Origin of the sequence: Pseudomonas sp. zjy_15 (assembly GCF_043101865.1) — a bacterium.
Taxonomy (GTDB): Bacteria; Pseudomonadota; Gammaproteobacteria; order Pseudomonadales; family Pseudomonadaceae; genus Aquipseudomonas; species Aquipseudomonas putida_Y.
Genome location: NZ_JBICII010000105.1, coordinates 75,088 through 92,570, shown reverse-complemented (window position 1 = coordinate 92,570; position 17,483 = coordinate 75,088). Strand labels below are relative to the sequence as shown.

Sequence of the window (17,483 nt, the reverse complement as noted above, 5' to 3'; positions counted from 1 at the left end):
AGGGTTGACCGTTCTCGCGCATGCCTGGTTCATCAACTTGGCCGGGCGCTCTCCGTGCACGTCACCAAGGAATCGGCGTGCCATCCCACGCCCAGAACGTTCCGCTCTGCGCCGGGCCGTGACGGCTCACAAGCGCCAGGATGCAGGTGGCGGCAAACGCGGGCGAGAACAGCTTGTCCGGCGCCACGTTGCCCTGAAAGGGTCGGGAAAGCTGGGTGTCGGTGGTGCCGGGATGCAATGCAAGTACCGTTGAAGCGGGGTTCAGTCGCTTCAGCTCGATGCTTGCAGTGCGCAGAAGCTGGTTGAGCGCGGCTTTGCTGGCACGGTAGCTGTACCAGCCACCCAGGTGATTGTCGCCTATCGACCCGACTCGCGCAGACAGGGCGACGAAGGCCATCGGTTGCCGACGCAGCAGCGGCAGCAAGTGCTTGAGCAGCAGAACAGGGGCGAAACAGTTGGTTGTGAAACTACTCAGCAACCCCGCCATATCAAGCTGGGTCAGCGCTTTTTCAGCCCGTGCCGGGCCTTCTTGCAGCACGCCAAGCGTGCTGAAGACCAGGTTCAGCTGGTCGCAGCAGGCGCCCACCTGCGCAGCCAGTGTTTGCAGTGCCTGCTCGGACCGGGCGTCGCAGTCGAGGCGAACCAACCGTCGCCCGTGTTCCTTGAACAAGGTATCCAGCGCAGGGCTGGTGGTGGCTCGTCGCGAAACGGCGAACACCAGCCCGATGTCATCGCGCGCCAGCAGCTGCGTGCACAATGCCAGGCCAATCCCTTCACTGGCCCCGCAGACCAGCACGTTGGCGGGTGTGTGAAGGTCGTTGATCAGGCTCATCGGCGTGTCCTCTTGGCTGGGCGCTGGCGCCTCGTCCTGTGATGCCTGCCAACGTTCTTGCACCTGGCAGGGGTGAGCTCACAGCAGGATATAGTCACTGTACTGCCGTAAGCCGGCATGGGGCCCTTCGATCAAGTGCACGTAACGGTCGTTCACCCAGTCGATCGGCAGGCAATCGTCGACGTCCAGTACCGCGTCGGTATGCGGCTTGAGCCAGTCTGCCTGCAGGCGCTGTTTGCCCAGTTGCCTGGCCTCGGCCTTGTCCTTCGCCACCACCAGCAGGTAGCGGTGTGCCTCGCCAAACACCCCGGGCTCGTAGCCGCCCAGGTTGATGAAGAACAACCTGGGATCGTGTGGGCCAGGCGCTACCTGGCTGAACGCGACGCGGTAGCGGTCAATACCGTCGACTTCCATCCACGCGTCGATGTGCAGGCCCGTTCGGCTCCCGAACCAGGCTTGGCGCAGATATGGGTAGGCCTGTTCAAGTGAGTCCGCCTGCGCGAACACCACGTCGTGGACCTCGATATTCGCCCGTGGGTGGCGTCCACCGAGCATGACGACGTACAGCATGAGCAATTCCTTCTATCTCGACTTTCATGGGTGTTCGATAACGGGGCGCGAGGCTTGCAGAAATGTGCATGCTCGGCATTGAAATCTGTACATGCCCCAGCAAATATGTGTACAAGAGTCTACTATTGTATAATATTTCCCGAAGTCCTCGAGGTCAGAATGGCGCACCCCGCACGTTGGACCTGTTTGTGCCTGCTGCTAGCCGCCATGTCGTCGGCGGCAGACTGGCGAGCGGAGCTGCCTGCGGCGCAACGGCTGGGCGCCGGTGATTTCACCTGGTTCGGCCTGCGGCTGTATACCGCCCGGTTATGGGCAGTTGGCCCGGTTCAGGGCTGGAACCAGCCGTTCGCCCTTGAGCTGCTCTATCACCGGTCATTGTCCAGGGACACGCTGGTCAAGGCCAGCCTCAAGGAAATGCAACGCCTGGATGGCGGCAGCATGACGGCGCAGCAGCGCGCGGCATGGACCAGGGCGATAGAGCAGGCATTCGTGGACGTGAGCCCTGGTATGCGCATCACGGGCCTGTACCTGCCGGGGCAGGGTTGCCGCTTTTACGTCGACGGCAAACTGAGCCACGCGATCGACGATCCGGTGTTCGCCCGGGCCTTCTTCGCCATCTGGCTCGACCCCCGGGCCAGAGACCCCCAATTGCGTCAGCGGCTGCTTGGGCTGGCTGGCGATGACCGAGGAGCCTGAACATGTACAAAGCGCTGTTGCTGGCTGCCTGCCTGCTTCTGGGCAGTTGTGGCAATGTCGGTATTGAGCACTATGCCCAGGAGCAGCCGAAGCTGGACCTGGCGGCGTTCTTCTCGCGCCCGGTTCAGGCGTGGGGGATGTTCCAGAAGCGTTCCGGTGAGGTGGTCAAGCGATTCCATGTGCGCATCGACAGCCGACGCGAAGGTGAACGACTGATCCTCGACGAGCATTTCCTCTATAGCGATGGCACACGCCAGCAGCGTACCTGGACGCTGGTGCCGGACGGCCCCGGGCGCTGGCGGGGAACAGCGGGGGACGTGATCGGCGAGGCGCGTGGGGAAGTGGCGGGCAACGCGCTGCGATGGCGTTACCAACTGGATCTGCCAGTCGACGGGCGGCACTGGCAGGTAGACCTGGACGACTGGATGTACCTCATGGATGACGACACCCTGATCAACCGCTCGAGCATGAGCAAACTGGGCGTGGAGATTGGCCAGATCACCTTGTTCTTCCGCCGCCTGCCAGAGGGCACACCATGAACCTGAACGCGCTGACCCAGCTGGTTTCGACCGGCGAAGCCAAGGAACTTGAACTGCTGTCGCTGGAGGGGGGCTTCTACCTCCTGCGTGCCCTGACCGACGCCGGCCCCGTGACATTGAGCGATGCCCAGGGGCAGCCCGTGCGCGTGCGCTCCACGACCGAACTGCGGCAGTTGCTGGCCGACCTGCCGCCGGTGCCGTGCATGCTGGTGCAGCAGGTGGTGCACGATGAGATGTGCGGGCAACGTGACGGTCCCATCGCGCCGCTGCGCGTACCGGTAACGCTCACCAGCCAGTGGTAGTCCGGACGATGCGCCTGGGCCTGGTGCTGGGTGACCAACTGTCGTTCGACCTGGCAAGTCTGGCGTCCCTGGACCCTGCTCGCGATGCGGTCCTGATGGCGGAAGTGGAGGGGGAGGCCCGATACATACCGCATCATCCGCTGAAGATCGTTCTCATCTTCAGCGCCATGCGCCATTTTGCCCAGGCCCTGCGTGAACGGGGATGGCAGGTGTACTATGTCAAGCTGGACGCCGAGGGTAACAGCGGCAGCATCGTGGGTGAGTTGCGTCGATGGCAACAAACCTTGGGCGCCACCCACATCCACCTGACCGAGTGCGGGGAGTGGCGCCTGGAGCAGGCCTTGCGTGATGCTGCGCTGCCGCTTGTGTGGTTTCGCGACACGCGTTTTCTGTGCTCCCGTGAAGCCTTCGGGCGCTGGGCTACAGAACGTCGCCAGCTGCGTATGGAGCACTTCTACCGTGGCATGCGCAAGCGAACCGGCCTGCTCATGGAGCCTGACGGCAGCCCGGCAGGCGGGGCCTGGAATTTCGATGGCGACAATCGCAAGCCATTGCCACGGCAGCTGCGTGGCCCGTTCGCTGCGCATTTCGCGCCAGACGACATCACGGCAGCGGTGGTGGCCTTGGTGCGCCAGCGCTTCAGCGATCACTACGGGGGCGTCGACGGTTTCGACTACCCCGTGACCCACGCCGAGGCACAACAGCTCTGGCAGCATTTCCTGGATTTCGGCCTGGCGGCTTTTGGGGACTACCAAGACGCGATGGCCGAAGGTGAGCCGTACCTGTTTCATGCGCGCATCAGTGCGGCGCTCAACATCGGCCTTCTGGATGTGCGTCGTCTGTGCGACGACGTCGACAAGGCCTGGCGCGAGGGGCGTGTGCCGCTCAATGCCGCCGAAGGCTTCATTCGCCAGCTGATCGGCTGGCGTGAGTATGTGCGCGGCATCTATTGGCAGCGCATGCCGGCGTATGCCGGGCTCAATCACCTGAACAACGACCGGGCGCTGCCAGCGTTCTACTGGACCGGGCGCACCCGCATGCGCTGCATGGCGCAAGCCATCGGGCAGACCCTGCGGTTGGGCTACGCTCACCATATTCAGCGGTTGATGGTTACCGGCAACTTCGCCTTGCTGGCCGGTATCGTGCCAACCGAGATTTGTGAGTGGTACCTGGCGGTCTACATGGATGCCTTCGAGTGGGTCGAACTGCCCAACACGCTTGGCATGGTGATGCACGCCGACGGCGGCTACCTGGGGTCCAAGCCGTACTGCGCCAGTGGTCGTTATATCCAGCGCATGTCCGACCATTGCAAGGCTTGCAGTTACAGGGTCGACCAGGTGACCGAAGAGGAGGCCTGCCCGTTCAATGCCTTGTATTGGCATTTTCTCATTCGCCATCGCCCCCAGCTCTCGGCTAACCCGCGCCTGGCTCTGGTCTATCGCAGCCTCGATGGCATGCCCGCTGGCCGTCGCGATGCCGTGTGGCAACGTGGCCAGTCATTGCTGGCGCGGCTCGATGCGGGGCAGGCGTTATGAAAAAGAGCCTTCTGCCCAGCAAGGTTTGCGTGGTGTGTGGCCGGCCGTTCACCTGGCGCAAGCGCTGGGCACGCTGTTGGGAGCAGGTGCGCTACTGCTCCGAGCGATGTCGCCGGTCAGCGCCGCGCCGCGATGCGCGCCAGCAGGGGCAGGGCCAAAGCCCATATCGGCATCAGTAGCAGGCCGGTTTCCAGCGCGCCCAATGGCAAGGCGACATCTGCCAGCCTGGCGCCACCTACATAGGCCAGGGGGCCGCCAAGCGCCCCCAGCAGTGCGCCGATTCGCCAGTGCCTGCCGGCCCATGCCAGGCTGTGACGCATCCCGCTGGCCAGCACCAACCACAGCAGCGCTAGCCACAACGGCAGGGGCCAGGCGTCGAAACCGAACACGCCCAGTGCTCCCAGCACGCTGTCGAGCACGCACCCGGCAAAGGTGACGCGCAACAGCGCCTTGACCTCGGCGTTGACGTCCGGGCACAGGCGCAGGTGCACGGCCACGCCAGGAATCACCAGCAGCAACAACAAGGGCCGTTCGGCGCCCAGCACGCAGACCCACCAGCCGGCTTGCAGCCAGAGGGCATTGGCGATCAGCCAGCGGCTGGGCATCAGGCACCGCCAGGCAAGGGCGCGCGGCGTGCTTGGGGGGCTGCCCAGAGCAGGTGCGCTACGCCGATGGTACGTTCCTCGAAACCGCCCTGGCAGTAGCACAGGTAAAACTCCCACAGGCGCTGGAACATGTCGTCGTAGCCAAGGTCCGACAGCGCAGTGCGTGCCTGACGCAGGTTTTCGCGCCAGTGTCGCAGGGTGTGGGCATAGTCCAGGCCGAAATCCTCCATGTGCACAAGGTTCAACCCAGTGTGCCGGCTGGCGGTGTCGAGCAACACGCTCAGCGAAGGCAGGGCGCCACCGGGGAAGATGTAGCGCTGGATAAAGTCGACCGAGCGCTGCGCCTGGGCATAGCGCTGGTCGCGGATGGTGATCGCCTGCAATAGCATCAGGCCTTCAGGCTTGAGCAGCGAAGCACACTGGCGGAAATACACCGGCAGGTAGCGATGGCCGACCGCTTCGATCATCTCGATCGAAACCAATTTGTCGAACGTGCCTTGAAGGTCGCGGTAGTCTTCGCGGAGCACTTGCACGCGTTGCCCCAGCCCCAAGGCCTTGACGCGCTCCAGGGTATGGCTGTACTGCGCCTCGGAGAGCGTTGTGGTGGTGACCCTGCAGCCGTAACGGGTGGCTGCGTGGATAGCGAGGCTGCCCCAGCCGCTGCCAATTTCCAGCAGGTGATCCTCAGGGCTCAGCTCGAGTTTTTGGCAGATGCGCTCCAGCTTGTGCAACTGGGCCTGCTCCAGTGATTGGTCAGGGTGTTCGAACTGCGCAGCCGAATACATCATGGTGGGGTCCAGCAGCCGCTCGAACAGGGCATTGCCCAGGTCGTAGTGGGCCAGAATATTGCGCCGGGCACCGCGCTTGTCGTTGCGGTTGAGCCGGTGCAGCAGGCGCAGGGCAGGGCGGCCCAAGCGGGCCAGGCCGCCCTCGAGCGCGTCGAGCACTTCGAGGTTGGCGACGAACAGGCGGGTCACCCGCGCCAGGTCGGGGCTGCGCCAATAGCCGTGGATGTAGGCTTCGCCCGCGCCGATCGAGCCATTGCCGGCGATCAGGCTCCAGGTGGCGTCATCGAGGATTTCCACCTCCGCCTGCAAGGGGCTTTCGGCATCACCGAAACTCCATTGCTGCCCGTGGCTGAGCAGGCGCAGGTGGCCGTGACGCAGCTTGCCCAACTGGGCGAGCACGGCGCTTCGTGCCAGCCCGCCGAGCAGGGGCGCAAGGCCTGCGAACTTGCTAACGCTCAGGGTGGGATTCGACATCATCAAGGTCCTCGCAAGGTTGGCCGAGCGCCAGGTCACCCTGGCAGGCGGTGTGGTCATGCACGGGCGTGCGTTTGAGCAACAGGCGGAGCGCTTGCCAGTAGATGGCCGAGACAGTGCGCAGGCTCATCCATGGGAAGTTCAGGACATAACGACGCAGCGCTGCTCCATCCAGTGGCGTGCGGCGCAGGGCGAGGTCGGCCTCGAACACCTTTGTGCCGCCTTGCCAGTTCTGCATGTGAATGCGCACATGGTGCGCGTCCAGGAAAAAGCGCAGGCGATAGTCCATGTCCAGCGGCATGAACGGCGACACATGGAAGGCCTTGCCGACGCTGAAGGGCCTGGCAAGGTCGTCTTGCACCGGTAGCACGTAGTGAAAGCGTTCACGCCAGGGCGTGTTGCGCACTTCCATCAGGATCGCGGTCAGGCGCCCATCGCGGTCATGGCAGAAATAGAAACTCACCGGGTTGAACGACAGCCCCCAGCACCGCAGTTGCGTGAGCAGCTGTACCCGGCCTTCGGGCATATGCCCCGTCGCCTGCCCGACCAGCAAGCGTGCAGCCTGGGCCAGCGATTCGCCTTGGCGGGTCTGGGCGGGCAGGTAGTCGGTCTCGCGCCAGCACAACGGCGCCAGGCGCCAGCGCCCCAGCCAGCGTGACAGGCCCATCAGCCAGGTTTGTTCGTCCAGGTCCAGGTAGAACATGCCGATCCGGTAGCGGAAAGCGTGGGCCCGCGGCGTCAGCCGACGGTGGCTGATCCAGCCCAGGCAGAGGCTGCTGTTCACAGTTGCTCTCCGAAATGCGCGGCCACTTTCAGTGCGCTGACCACCCCGTCTTCATGAAAGCCATTGCCCCAGTAAGCGCCGCAGAAGTAACTGTGCTGTTGTCCCTGCAGTTGCTCCTGGCACGCTTGCGCGGCGGACGCGGCAACGCTGTACTGGGGATGGGCGTACTGGAAGCGGGCGATGACCTGCGCCGGGTCTATCAGTGCGGTCTGGTTGAGGCTCACGCAGAAAGTTGTCGGTGCCTGGATACCTTGCAGAATGTTCATGTTGTAGGTCAGCGCGGCGGGAGCCTGCTCGGGGCCGCCCAGGCGGTAGTTCCAGCTGGCCCAGGCGCGCTGGCGGCGTGGCAGCAGACGGGTATCGGTGTGCAGCACCACGTCGTTGCTGGCGTAATCGATCGCGCTGAGCACGGCGCGCTCCTGGTTGCTGGGGCTTTCCAGCAGTGCCAGGGCCTGATCGCTGTGGCAGGCGAACACCACATTGTCGAAACGTTCGGTGCCGGCCGCGCTCACAAGAGTCACCCCACCTTCGTCGCGGCCGACCCGGTAAACCTTGCAGTTGAGGCGAATGTGCTCAGCGAACGGTCGGCACAGCGGCGCGACATAGCTGCGTGAGCCGCCTTTGATCACCCGCCACTGTGGGCGTTGGTTGACTGACAGCAAGCCGTGGTTGCGACAGAAGCGCACGAAGAACTCAAGCGGGAAGTGGAGCATGTCTGCGCGAGACATCGACCAGATCGCCGACCCCATCGGCACGATGTAATGATCGATGAAGCGTTGCCCATAGCGTTTCGCCTGAAGGTAGGCGCCCAGCGTGGTGCTGGCATCGATACGCTGGTTGTCCAGGTCGGCCAGTGCCTGACGGTTGAAGCGCAGAATGTCCCGGATCATCCCCCAGAACCCTGGGGACACCAGGTTGCTGCGTTGGGCGAACAGGGTGTTCAGGTCGTGGCCGTTATATTCCAGGCCCGTGATCGGGTCATGCACGGAAAAGCTCATCTCGGTCGGCTGCGAAGGAACCTTGAGCTGGTCGAGCAAGCGGATGAAGTTCGGGTACGTCCAGTCGTTGAAGACGATGAAACCGGTATCTATTGCATGGCGCTGGCCTTTCCAGACCACATCAAGGGTGTGCGTGTGGCCCCCGACCCATTGCTCGGCCTCGAAAACCGTGACTTCGTGTTTGCGTGACAGCAAATGGGCGCAGGTCAGCCCCGCGATGCCACTGCCGATGATTGCTATACGCATGGATCATCTTTCCTGTTCATGACGGGCAAGGCGTTGGCCCAGCGCCAGGCGCACGCGCGCGGGCAGCGCCCCGAGCAGGCGCAACACCCAGGTGAAAAGGCCGGGGAAGTTGATTTCCAGGGGGCGGCGGGGCAGGCGCCTGGCGATATGCCGGGCGGCACGCTGCGCAGACCACAGCTGTGGCATGGGGAAATCGTTGCGGCGGGTCAGTGGTGTGTCCACGAAGCCTGGGCTTACCAGGGTGACCGCGATGCCCTCGCGATCCAGGTCGATTCGCTGTGACTCCACCAGATAGCGCACCGCGGCCTTGGACGCGCCATAGGCGCCAGCGCGGGGCAAGGCCAACCAGGTCACCGAACTGCCCATCACCACCAGGTGTGGGCGCTGGCCGGCGCGAAGCAAGGGCAGTGCTGCCGCCAGGCAGTAGCTGACGCCCAGCAGGTTGGTGCGCATGACGCGCTCGACCAACGCCGGATCGAAATGCCCTGGCTCCAGGTACTCGCAGGTGCCGGCATTGAGAATGGCCATGTCCAGGCCTCCCCAGGCCTGCTCGATATGCGCAGCGATGCCGGCGACCTGCTCCGGGCTGTCAAGATCGCCAATGGCCAGCAATGCCTGCCCAGGAAACCGTTCGGCCAGCGGGGCAAGGCGGTCGGCGTTGCGCCCGCCCAAGGCCACCTGGTGGCCTTGCTCCAGGAGGACTTGCGCGAGCGCGGCACCGATCCCGCTGCTGGCGCCGGTCAGCCAGCAGCGGCTCATGCCAGCCTGCCTTTGAGCCAGCGGATCGCAGTGCCCATGACGGGAAGGTGCTCATAAAGCAGGGCGCCGGCGTCGAAATAGTCCTGGTGAAAATGCACACGGTCGCGCCAATGCAGGCAGCTGCAGCCTTGCAACGTGATCGGCTGGCCGCCGGCCAGGCGCGGGTGGCAAAACTGCAGTGTCCAACGCAGGTAGCCCTGCCCGGGCTTTACCTCGTCGGCGCTGGTGAAGGTGTAGCGGATATCGGTGGCGTTGGCGTACAACTGCTGGAAGTAGGCGCGCAGGGCCTGCAGTCCCTGTATCTGGTGCAGGGGGTCACGAAAGGTGACATCGTCGCTGTACAGTTTATCCAGCGTGTCGAGGCTAGCCCCATCGAGGCAGGCGAAGCGCTCGGCGAATTGCTGTAGGTACGCAGACATACTGGGCTCCAGGCAATCCTGTACAAAATTGAGTTGTTGTACAGGTATAACTGAAGCCTAAGCCTTTATCTATACAAGTCAACGGTCTTGTATAGGTTTTTTTGTCAGTGCTTGGCCTGGCCCTGCTTCCGACGCAATTCCGCCACTTCAGCCTCCAGCTCGCGAACCCTTTCCTCGGCGAATACTTGCGCTGTGACATCGCGCTGGATGCCGATGTAGTAGGTCAGCTGGTCCGCCTCGTTGTGCACCGGTGTGATGGACAGCTCATTCCAGAACAGGCTGCCGTCTTTGCGGTAGTTGCGCAGCACCTGGCAGCAGGGGCGGCCTTCGCGGATCGCCTCGCGGATAATTGCGATGCCCGGCTGGTCGTGATCCTCGCCCTGAAGGAAACGGCAGTCCTGATAGAGAATATCCTCGGCGCAGTAGCCGGTCAGGCGCTCGAAGGCCGGGTTGACGTAGATAAGGATGCTCTCGTTGCCTTCCTGCTCGGCGACAACGATGCCATCGTTGGAATGTTCGACCATCAGTTGCAGGAGTTTTGCGTTGATCATGGGGCTCACCTACAGATATTTCGTATGCGATATGCGCCAAAGGCTTCCGGTGCAGAAGCTTTTGGCGCCGTTTGTTGCATGATGAACCAAGGAGGCTCGCCGCAGAAGGTGCATCTGGGTTTAGAATGTATCACCCCCTGGATGACACCTCGTTATGACCGACGCCACCCCACCCGAATTGCTACCCATGCGCGATGTGGTCAGCCTGACCGGCATCAATCCGGTGACCTTGCGTGCCTGGGAGCGGCGTCATGGGTTGATTCGCCCGCAGCGCACCGAGGGCGGCCATCGCTTGTACACCGCCCAGGATGTGCAGCGCATACGCGACATCTTGCGCTGGACCGCCAACGGCCTGCCCATCAGCAAGGTTGGCGACAGGCTCGCCGGCCAGCCTGAGGCGCCTGTGCAGCAGCCCTCGGCCTTTGACGACTGGCGCGCCGCCGTTGCGCGCGCTTCCAGGGCATTCGATGCGCAGGCGCTGGAAGCGATCCATGGACAGCTGTTCACACTTTTGCCAAAGGCCACGGTGCTGCGGGACGTGCTGATGCCGGTTTGGCATGACCTGGCTTCAGGCACTGCGCCAGGCCAGCGTAGCCAATGGTTGTTTCTCGATACGTTCTTGCGCGCCCGGCTGCTGCTGCGCTTGCAGATGAACCAGGCCGACGCCCCACGGGTACTGCTGGCAGGCACCGAGGGCCAAGCCGAATGCCAGGTGTTGTGCGCCGGGCTGCTGTTGAGCAGTGAGCAACAACGCATCGAAGTGCTCGGCTGCGGGCAGCCCCTGGAAGAGCTCCCGCTGCTGTGTGCGGCGATGCAGCCTGCGGCACTGGTGATCGCGCTGCAGCCACCGGTGAGCCCTGCCTTGGCCAAGCGCCTGCGCTCGCTGCAGATGGAAATTGCTTGTCCGCTGGCCTTGACAGGCGAGGGGCTGGCCGGTGTGCAGGCGGCCTTGCACGGGCTGCCGGTGTGCCTGCTGGACGAGCATGGTGCTGACGTCGCGCGCGTGCTTGACGCCTTGCTCCGAGGGGCGCTGGACCTTTGATCTCTGCCCTGCGCCCTGCCAAGGTGGTGAGGTGCACAGTTCCGTAACCGCGTCTACGCTCTCTAAGCGTCATTAAACCTACGCTGAACCGATACGGCGCATTGTTCAAAGGAGCTGGCAATGACTGTGTTCGTAAAAAGCTTCAGTACGCATCGTGCGGAACATGCGAAAGGGTGGATGCTTGCACCGGTTATCCTGTTGGCTCTCCACAGTAGCGACCTGTTAGCCGGAGGCATCTTCATCTATGAGGCCGGCCAGGAAAGCAACGGCTTGGCCAATGCTGGCTCGGCGGCGCTGGCCACCGACCCCAGCGTGCTGATGAGCAACCCCGCAGGTATCGCCCTGCTGCCTGGCACGCAGATCAGCGCCAACGCGCAGGTAATCCTTGGCGACCTGCGTTACTCACGCGACAGCAACAACCAGTTCGACGGCAACGAGGGCGGCAATGCCCTGCAATACCTGCCGGGCGCCAGCCTGTTCATCAGCCACCAGCTCGATGACCGCTCGGCCATCGGGTTCGGCATGTACGGTAATTTCGGCCTGGCACTGAACTACGACGATGACTGGGCAGGGCGATACTTCAACCAGGAAGCAGCAGTGATTGGTGTGTCTTTCCAACCCACCTTTGCTTACAAGTTCACCGATGACCTCACCGTCGGCGTCGGCCCGCGCATGATGCTCGGCTATTACCGCACCGAGGTGGCCATCAATAACAGCCTGCTGGGATTGGTCGAGCGCCCCGATGGCCAACTCGAATACAAGGACACCGATTTCGGCATTGGGGTGAACCTGGGCCTGCTCTACCAACTCGCCCCTCGCACGCGAATTGGCCTGGCCTACACCAGCAAGGTGAAACTGGAGTTTGAAGACAATCCGCACGTCAGCAACATCAACAATCCCCTCATCAATGCCGCCCTGAACCGCCTGGCGGTAGACACGCTGGAACTGGAGATGAATGTACCGCAGACCGCGACATTCAGTGTGGCCCACCAGTTGGACGAGCAGTGGACATTGCTGGGCAGCCTGGGTTGGCAGGACTGGAGCGAGTTCGGTGACATCGGAGTCGAGGTGGACGCCAATGCTGCCGGGGTCAGCCGCACGGTCGATCGCAAGTACAAGGACACCTGGCACGCTTCGGTGGGCGCCCAGTACCAGTCTACCCGCCAATTGCGCTGGAGCTTTGGGGTGGGCTATGACAGTTCGGCCGTGGATGACAAGGACCGGACCGTGGACAACCCGATGGGCGAGGTATGGCGCTTCGCAACCGGGGTGAACTATCAGATTGAAGAAGGACTGGACCTGCATCTGGCGTACACGCTGGTCTGGCTCGGCGACATGGACGTGGAGCAGACCAAAGCGCGTTCCGGCGACACGCTGTCAGGCCGTTTCGATAACGCTGCCCTGCACATCGTCGGAGGCGGTGCAACCTGGCGATTCTGAAGACGCTCATCCTTGGATAACCGCTCCAACGTGGAAGGAGAAGTTGCATGAAAAGTAAGTCTCTTATTGCAACCGTTTGTCTCGCATCGCTGTTACTGCATGGGTGCACGAGCAAATACGTGGAGCCTGATGAGTATTCCGGATTTCTGAAGGACTACAGCAAGCTCAAGGAAGACAAATCACCTTCGGGTGCCGAGGTCATGCGCTGGATCAAGCCTGGCATCAATGCCAACCAGTTTTCCAGCGTCTATGTCGAACCCAGCCAGTTTTACCCTAAACCGCAACCCACCGCGAAAATTCCGCAGCAAACCTTGCAAGGCATAACCCAATATTACGATCAGGCGTTGAAGAACCGATTTTCCACAGTCCTGCCGCTGGCGACGAGCCCTGGGCCTGGTGTACTGGTGGTGCGCCCGGCGATCACTGGGGTGAGCGCCAAAACCAAGGGGCTGCGCCCGTATGAGGTTATCCCGATCGCGTTGGTGGCCGCCGGTATCAGTACGGCTACAGGTATTCGCGACCAGGACACCAGCGTGGCCACGGAGGCCGCATTCATTGATGGAAGTACCGATGAGTTGGTGGCCGAAGTGGTACGTAAAGGTGCAGGCGCTGAACTGGACAACTCCTCGCAGATCATGCAGGCCAAGGACGCACGTGCCGTGCTCGATGGCTGGGCAAAGGATATGGTCAGTTCATTCCAGGCGCTGAAGAAATAGCCCGCATGTTCCCCTGTCGCGGAGGTGCGCCAAGGGAGCGGAAAGTGATGCATGAATGCAATGCTTCAAGGGGGCCCCGATGAAAACGGTCATGCTCAAAATCAAACATGAATGCCTGAAAGTGCTTCCGCCCACCGTGTTTTTTTTCGTGATTCTGCACATCGTTGCGCTGATTCGCGCACTTATGATCAAGGGCTCAGGGGTGGAGCTGCCTGTCTCTGCCTCGGTGCTGATCGCCGCTCTGATATTGGGCAAGTCTGTGCTGGTTGCCGATATGCTGCCTTTCATCAACCGGTTTCCCGACAAGCCGCTAATCTGGAACGTTGTCTGGAAAACACTCATGTATGCAATGGTCGCGCTGATCGTTCATTACCTGGAACGTCTGTATGAGTACTGGAAAGAGGCTGAGGGCTTGCTCGATGCAAACGCGATGTTGTGGGCATCCATAAACTGGCCTCGCTTTTGGGCTGTTCAGATTTTGCTGATGACATTGATATTCATGTATTGCGTCATCGCAGAGTTGGCGCGCGTCATTGGCCGCGAGCGCCTTAAACGCATGTTCATCGGCCCGCTACCGTCAAAGCAATCCGAGATGTCGAATCACACGGGATAGCCGAATAGCCAGGCCGATCGCAACGAAGTGGCTTTCAGTTTAGGGGTAATACTATGTCGAAAAGAAATGGCTACCCGCTCTATCTACTTGCCTTGCTGGCACATACCGGACAAGGGCAAGCTGAAAACTCGGCAGAGCTTGCCAAGAAAGCGCTTAACCCAGTTGCGGCCATGTACAGCTTGCCGGTGCAATATAACTGGGACCAGAAAATAGGCCCGGGCGGCAATGGCAAGCGCAGCCTGACAAACATTCAGCCCGTTCTGCCTTTCAGCCTGAATGAAGAGTGGAACCTGATTTCCCGAACTATCCTGCCCGTCATCGACCAGCACGGCCTGGGGGGAGCAGCGGACACCTCTGGTGTGGGGGATGTGACCCAGAGCTTTTTCTTTTCACCGAAACAACCCACTGCCAGTGGCTGGATACTCGGTGCAGGGCCGGCGCTGCTGATACCAACAGGCAGCAACGACGTACTGAGCAGTGAACAATGGGGGCTCGGGCCGACCGCGGTAGCCTTGAAGCAATCCAACGGTTGGACGCACGGCATATTGGCCAATCATATCTGGGGGCTGGAGGGCAGCCCTGCGGATGGAAAGGAGAAGGTCAATCAGACCTTCTTGCAGCCGTTTCTTTCATACACCAATAGTACGTTGACCACCTTTGGTATCAACAGTGAGTCCACCTACGACTGGCAATCCAAAGACTGGACGATTCCGCTCAACCTGACCGTTACCCAATTATTGAAGGTTGGCGGCCACCCCATTACCGTCCAGGCCGGCCCGCGTTACTGGCTCGATTCACCGGATAATGGCCCGGACGGCTGGGGCTTTCGCTTTGCTGTGACGCTGCTGTTCCCCCGCTGAGCCGGGCAGTAAGCCAATAATAACAAAGCGGATTTTCAGTTTGCGGCTATGATCAGTAACCAGTGGCCTGCAGGCCTGTCCGAGCGGTCATTTGCGAACGGTGGGTTTCGGCTCTGTATGAAGAGTCTTGATATTCGGTGATGCTGCGTTGAAAACAGCCTGACCTTCGTCCAAAGGCTTTTCATGCTCCCTAGGCAACAGCCTAATTACGCAGTCGTCGCTACTTGGCATGCCAGAAGCCTCCTCCAAGGGGCGCTGATTCGTTTGACCACGGAGCTAAAGGATGGCGCGTCGCAACGAAGGCAATATGCTGGGCTTGCCGTTTAAGGCCTTGTGCTGTTTGGCTGTTTTGACCATTTGGCTGTTTGGCCCAGTGGGCATCGCGTTCTCCGCTGATGAGGCGGGTTCTGTGCCCACCCCCTCGATCGTGTCCGAGGACTATGTGGCAACCGCTACTTGCCTTGGCTGTCACGTTACCCAGGCCAAGGCCTGGAAGGACTCGGATCACGGTTGGGCCATGCGTGATGCCACCGAGGCCAACGTGCTCGGCAACTTCAAGGATGCTCGCTTCGATGAGGCCGGGGTAACGGCGCGTTTCTTCCGCAGGCAGGGTGGCTTCTTCGTCAATACCGAAGGTGAGGATGGCCAGCCGGCAGACTTTCAAATTCTCTACACCTTTGGCCACTATCCGCTGCAGCAGTACCTGGTTGCCCTGCCCAGGGGCCGCCTGCAGGCTTTGACCATCGCCTGGGACAGCAGAGCCAAGGGCGAGGGCGGGCAACGCTGGTTCTCGCTCTACCCAGGCCAACGCTTCGCGCCCGATGACCCCTTGCACTGGACCGGTCGCTACCAGAACTGGAACGGCATGTGCGCCGATTGCCATTCCACTCGCTTGATGAAGCATTACGACGATCGTCAGGACAGCTTCGCCTCCACCTGGAAAGAGCAGAACGTTGGCTGCCAGAGCTGTCATGGGCCTGGCAAGGCGCATGTCGATTGGGCGAATAAAACCAAACCAGCCGAGCAAGCCTATGCGTCGGCCAAGGACATAGGCCTGGCCGTCGATTACAAGGCGTTGGGCAGCCAGGGCATGGTCGAGCAATGTGCGTTCTGCCACAGCCGGCGGCAGACCCTTGGCGTGGGTCAGTTACCTGGTCATCCGCAGCTTGACCAGAGCCTCCCGGCAACATTGCGCCGTGGCCTTTACCACGCTGATGGTCAGATCGACGGTGAGGTGTACGAGTACGGCTCGTTCACGCAAAGCAAAATGTACAATGCAGGGGTAGGCTGCACCGACTGCCACAATCCCCACACCACCAAGGTCAAGATCGAAGGCAACGGGCTGTGCCTGCAATGCCACAACGGCAATCCACCGGTTGCCCGCTTCGCCACCCTGCAGGCCAAGGACTACGATACACCCGCCCACCATCACCATGTCGCTGGCAGCCCTGGCGCCCAGTGTGTCAGTTGCCACATGCCGACCAAGACCTACATGGTCGTCGACCCCCGTCGCGACCACAGCTTGCGGATCCCACGTCCGGACCTCGCCAGCAAGGTCGACAGCCCCGATGCCTGCACCGCCTGTCACAAGGATCAGCAACCGGCCTGGGCGGCCAAGGCAATCGAGCAGTGGTTTGGCAAACCGCAGCAGCCGGTGTTGTTTGGCGAGGCGTTCCAGGCGGTGCGCGATGGCCAAGGTATCCCGTTGAGCCTTTTGAATACGGTGCTGGCAGACAAGACCAAGCCAACCATTGTCCGGGCCACTGCTGCCGAACAGATGGCCGACCTGGGCCCCCAGGCCCTCATCAGTCTGGGCTGGGCGTTGAAAGATCCGAGCCCCTTGGTGCGAGCCTACGCCACCTCTGGTTTCTCGAGCGTGCCACCAGAGCAGCGTCTCAAGCCACTGTTGCCCCTGCTCGAAGATCCGTCCCTGGCGGTGCGCGATGAGGCAGTGCGGGCGCTCGCGGATGTGCCCAAGGCGCAGTTGCCAGCCCAGTCGATGGAGGTGTTCAGCGCCGCATTGGCGGACTATGAGGCGCGGCTGCGTGGCAATGCCGACCTGCCTGGCGGGCGTTTGAACCTGGCCGTCCTGTTGAGCCGCCAGGGGCGCCAGCAAGAAGCCATGGAACAGTACCGTCAGGCACTGCGCCTTGACCCTTACTTTGTGCCGGCGCGGGTCAACCTGGCCAATCTCGCAACCGCCGAACATCAGCTCGATGAAGCGGAAAAGGTACTGCGTGCAGGCCTGGCGCTGGACAAGATGTCGGCCCCCGACCACGGCAACCTGGCGTACATGCTGGCCCTGCTGCTGGTGGAGCGACGCCAGCCCGAAGAGGCCATGGGCTTGATGGAAACCGCAGCGGTCGCGCTGCCGGGCAATGCGCGCATTCGTTACAACCAAGGTTTGCTGCTGTCGCGCATGAACCGTCGGGATGAGGCCTTGGTGGCACTGGAACAGGGCCTCAAGCAGGCGCCTGACAACGCCGACCTGCTTTACTCGTTGATCTACCTGCATGCCTTGGCCGGTGAACGCAGTGAAGCCTACGCCTATGTGCAAAGGATGCGCAAAGCGGCCCCTGACGATATACGCCTGCAGGGCATCGAGCCTTATTGGCAAAAGTACGAAAGCACAAACTGAAGCTGGCGAGGGCGCGGTGAGCGGCTAGATTTACCTCGTCGCCTTCAAGCAGTTGCGAACATCCGTGGGGCCTCTT

20 protein-coding genes are annotated in these 17,483 nt (G+C 61.8%); 11 read left to right on the top strand and 9 right to left on the bottom strand.

The features are described 5' to 3' along the window. Positions 1–61 precede the first annotated feature (61 nt). Together ACF8EF_RS19970 and ACF8EF_RS19965 are read right to left on the bottom strand one after the other, a co-directional pair. Entirely contained in the window at positions 62–832 is a 771-nt protein-coding gene (locus ACF8EF_RS19970) for an SDR family NAD(P)-dependent oxidoreductase (RefSeq protein ID WP_392462415.1), read from the bottom strand. Positions 833–910: 78 nt separating this feature from the next. Continuing rightward, positions 911–1,402 (bottom strand): DUF1543 domain-containing protein, encoded by a 492-nt coding sequence (locus tag ACF8EF_RS19965; protein ID WP_176684060.1) that lies wholly within the window; start codon positions 1,400–1,402, stop codon positions 911–913. Between the two features lie 159 nt (positions 1,403–1,561). On the opposite strand from ACF8EF_RS19965, the gene ACF8EF_RS19960 reads away from it, so the two are divergent. The 5 genes from ACF8EF_RS19960 to ACF8EF_RS19940 are packed head-to-tail and all read left to right on the top strand — an operon-like array spanning position 1,562 to position 4,653. Continuing rightward, positions 1,562–2,098, top strand: a complete 537-nt coding sequence (locus tag ACF8EF_RS19960) for a chalcone isomerase family protein (protein ID WP_252458348.1) — start codon at positions 1,562–1,564, stop codon at positions 2,096–2,098. Positions 2,099–2,100: 2 nt separating this feature from the next. Continuing rightward, positions 2,101–2,637 (top strand): DUF3833 domain-containing protein, encoded by a 537-nt coding sequence (locus ACF8EF_RS19955; protein WP_003254010.1) that lies wholly within the window; start codon positions 2,101–2,103, stop codon positions 2,635–2,637. Beyond that, a complete protein-coding gene (locus tag ACF8EF_RS19950; protein ID WP_021782287.1) occupies positions 2,634–2,939 on the top strand; it encodes a DUF6482 family protein in 306 nt (101 codons plus the stop codon). The genes ACF8EF_RS19955 and ACF8EF_RS19950 overlap by 4 nt, the downstream gene beginning before the upstream one ends. 8 nt (positions 2,940–2,947) lie before the next feature. Continuing rightward, positions 2,948–4,474: a cryptochrome/photolyase family protein gene (locus tag ACF8EF_RS19945; protein WP_392462413.1), complete on the top strand. Its 1,527-nt coding sequence runs from the start codon at positions 2,948–2,950 to the stop codon at positions 4,472–4,474. Beyond that, positions 4,471–4,653, top strand: coding sequence for a DUF2256 domain-containing protein (locus tag ACF8EF_RS19940; RefSeq protein ID WP_080574912.1), 183 nt, complete (start codon positions 4,471–4,473; stop codon positions 4,651–4,653). The genes ACF8EF_RS19945 and ACF8EF_RS19940 overlap by 4 nt, the downstream gene beginning before the upstream one ends. Here ACF8EF_RS19940 and ACF8EF_RS19935 read toward each other — a convergent pair. The 7 genes from ACF8EF_RS19935 to ACF8EF_RS19905 form a co-directional block, all read right to left on the bottom strand. Further along, positions 4,591–5,079, bottom strand: a complete 489-nt coding sequence (locus ACF8EF_RS19935) for a DUF2878 domain-containing protein (protein WP_392462411.1) — start codon at positions 5,077–5,079, stop codon at positions 4,591–4,593. The genes ACF8EF_RS19940 and ACF8EF_RS19935 overlap by 63 nt on opposite strands. After that, the gene (locus ACF8EF_RS19930; protein WP_392462409.1) at positions 5,079–6,341 is read right to left on the bottom strand and encodes a class I SAM-dependent methyltransferase; all 1,263 of its coding nucleotides are present in this window, start codon (positions 6,339–6,341) and stop codon (positions 5,079–5,081) included. The genes ACF8EF_RS19935 and ACF8EF_RS19930 overlap by 1 nt, the downstream gene beginning before the upstream one ends. Beyond that, positions 6,316–7,125, bottom strand: coding sequence for a DUF1365 domain-containing protein (locus ACF8EF_RS19925; protein ID WP_392462407.1), 810 nt, complete (start codon positions 7,123–7,125; stop codon positions 6,316–6,318). Before ACF8EF_RS19925 ends, ACF8EF_RS19930 begins: the two co-directional genes overlap by 26 nt. Next, the gene (locus ACF8EF_RS19920; protein ID WP_392462405.1) at positions 7,122–8,369 is read right to left on the bottom strand and encodes an NAD(P)/FAD-dependent oxidoreductase; all 1,248 of its coding nucleotides are present in this window, start codon (positions 8,367–8,369) and stop codon (positions 7,122–7,124) included. The genes ACF8EF_RS19925 and ACF8EF_RS19920 overlap by 4 nt, the downstream gene beginning before the upstream one ends. A 3-nt stretch (positions 8,370–8,372) precedes the next feature. Continuing rightward, on the bottom strand, positions 8,373–9,128 hold the full coding sequence (locus ACF8EF_RS19915) for an SDR family NAD(P)-dependent oxidoreductase (protein ID WP_176684052.1): 756 nt from the start codon (positions 9,126–9,128) through the stop codon (positions 8,373–8,375). Then, positions 9,125–9,547: a nuclear transport factor 2 family protein gene (locus ACF8EF_RS19910; protein WP_209966531.1), complete on the bottom strand. Its 423-nt coding sequence runs from the start codon at positions 9,545–9,547 to the stop codon at positions 9,125–9,127. The genes ACF8EF_RS19915 and ACF8EF_RS19910 overlap by 4 nt, the downstream gene beginning before the upstream one ends. A 104-nt stretch (positions 9,548–9,651) precedes the next feature. Next, complete coding sequence (locus tag ACF8EF_RS19905) at positions 9,652–10,098, bottom strand: PAS domain S-box protein (RefSeq protein ID WP_339443197.1); 447 nt, start codon at positions 10,096–10,098, stop codon at positions 9,652–9,654. Between the two features lie 154 nt (positions 10,099–10,252). On the opposite strand from ACF8EF_RS19905, the gene ACF8EF_RS19900 reads away from it, so the two are divergent. From ACF8EF_RS19900 to ACF8EF_RS19875, 6 genes are all read left to right on the top strand, one after another. Next, the gene (locus tag ACF8EF_RS19900; protein ID WP_209966530.1) at positions 10,253–11,140 is read left to right on the top strand and encodes a MerR family transcriptional regulator; all 888 of its coding nucleotides are present in this window, start codon (positions 10,253–10,255) and stop codon (positions 11,138–11,140) included. A 177-nt stretch (positions 11,141–11,317) separates the two neighbouring features. Next, on the top strand, positions 11,318–12,580 hold the full coding sequence (locus ACF8EF_RS19895; protein ID WP_392462443.1) for an OmpP1/FadL family transporter: 1,263 nt from the start codon (positions 11,318–11,320) through the stop codon (positions 12,578–12,580). Positions 12,581–12,627: 47 nt separating this feature from the next. Beyond that, on the top strand, positions 12,628–13,296 hold the full coding sequence (locus ACF8EF_RS19890) for a DUF3313 domain-containing protein (protein ID WP_176684048.1): 669 nt from the start codon (positions 12,628–12,630) through the stop codon (positions 13,294–13,296). A 79-nt stretch (positions 13,297–13,375) separates the two neighbouring features. Then, the gene (locus tag ACF8EF_RS19885; RefSeq protein WP_176684047.1) at positions 13,376–13,909 is read left to right on the top strand and encodes a hypothetical protein; all 534 of its coding nucleotides are present in this window, start codon (positions 13,376–13,378) and stop codon (positions 13,907–13,909) included. Positions 13,910–13,962: 53 nt separating this feature from the next. Further along, the gene (locus ACF8EF_RS19880) at positions 13,963–14,769 is read left to right on the top strand and encodes a transporter (RefSeq protein WP_392462403.1); all 807 of its coding nucleotides are present in this window, start codon (positions 13,963–13,965) and stop codon (positions 14,767–14,769) included. 283 nt (positions 14,770–15,052) lie between these two features. Further along, positions 15,053–17,407 (top strand): tetratricopeptide repeat protein, encoded by a 2,355-nt coding sequence (locus ACF8EF_RS19875; protein WP_392462401.1) that lies wholly within the window; start codon positions 15,053–15,055, stop codon positions 17,405–17,407. Positions 17,408–17,483 lie beyond the last annotated feature (76 nt).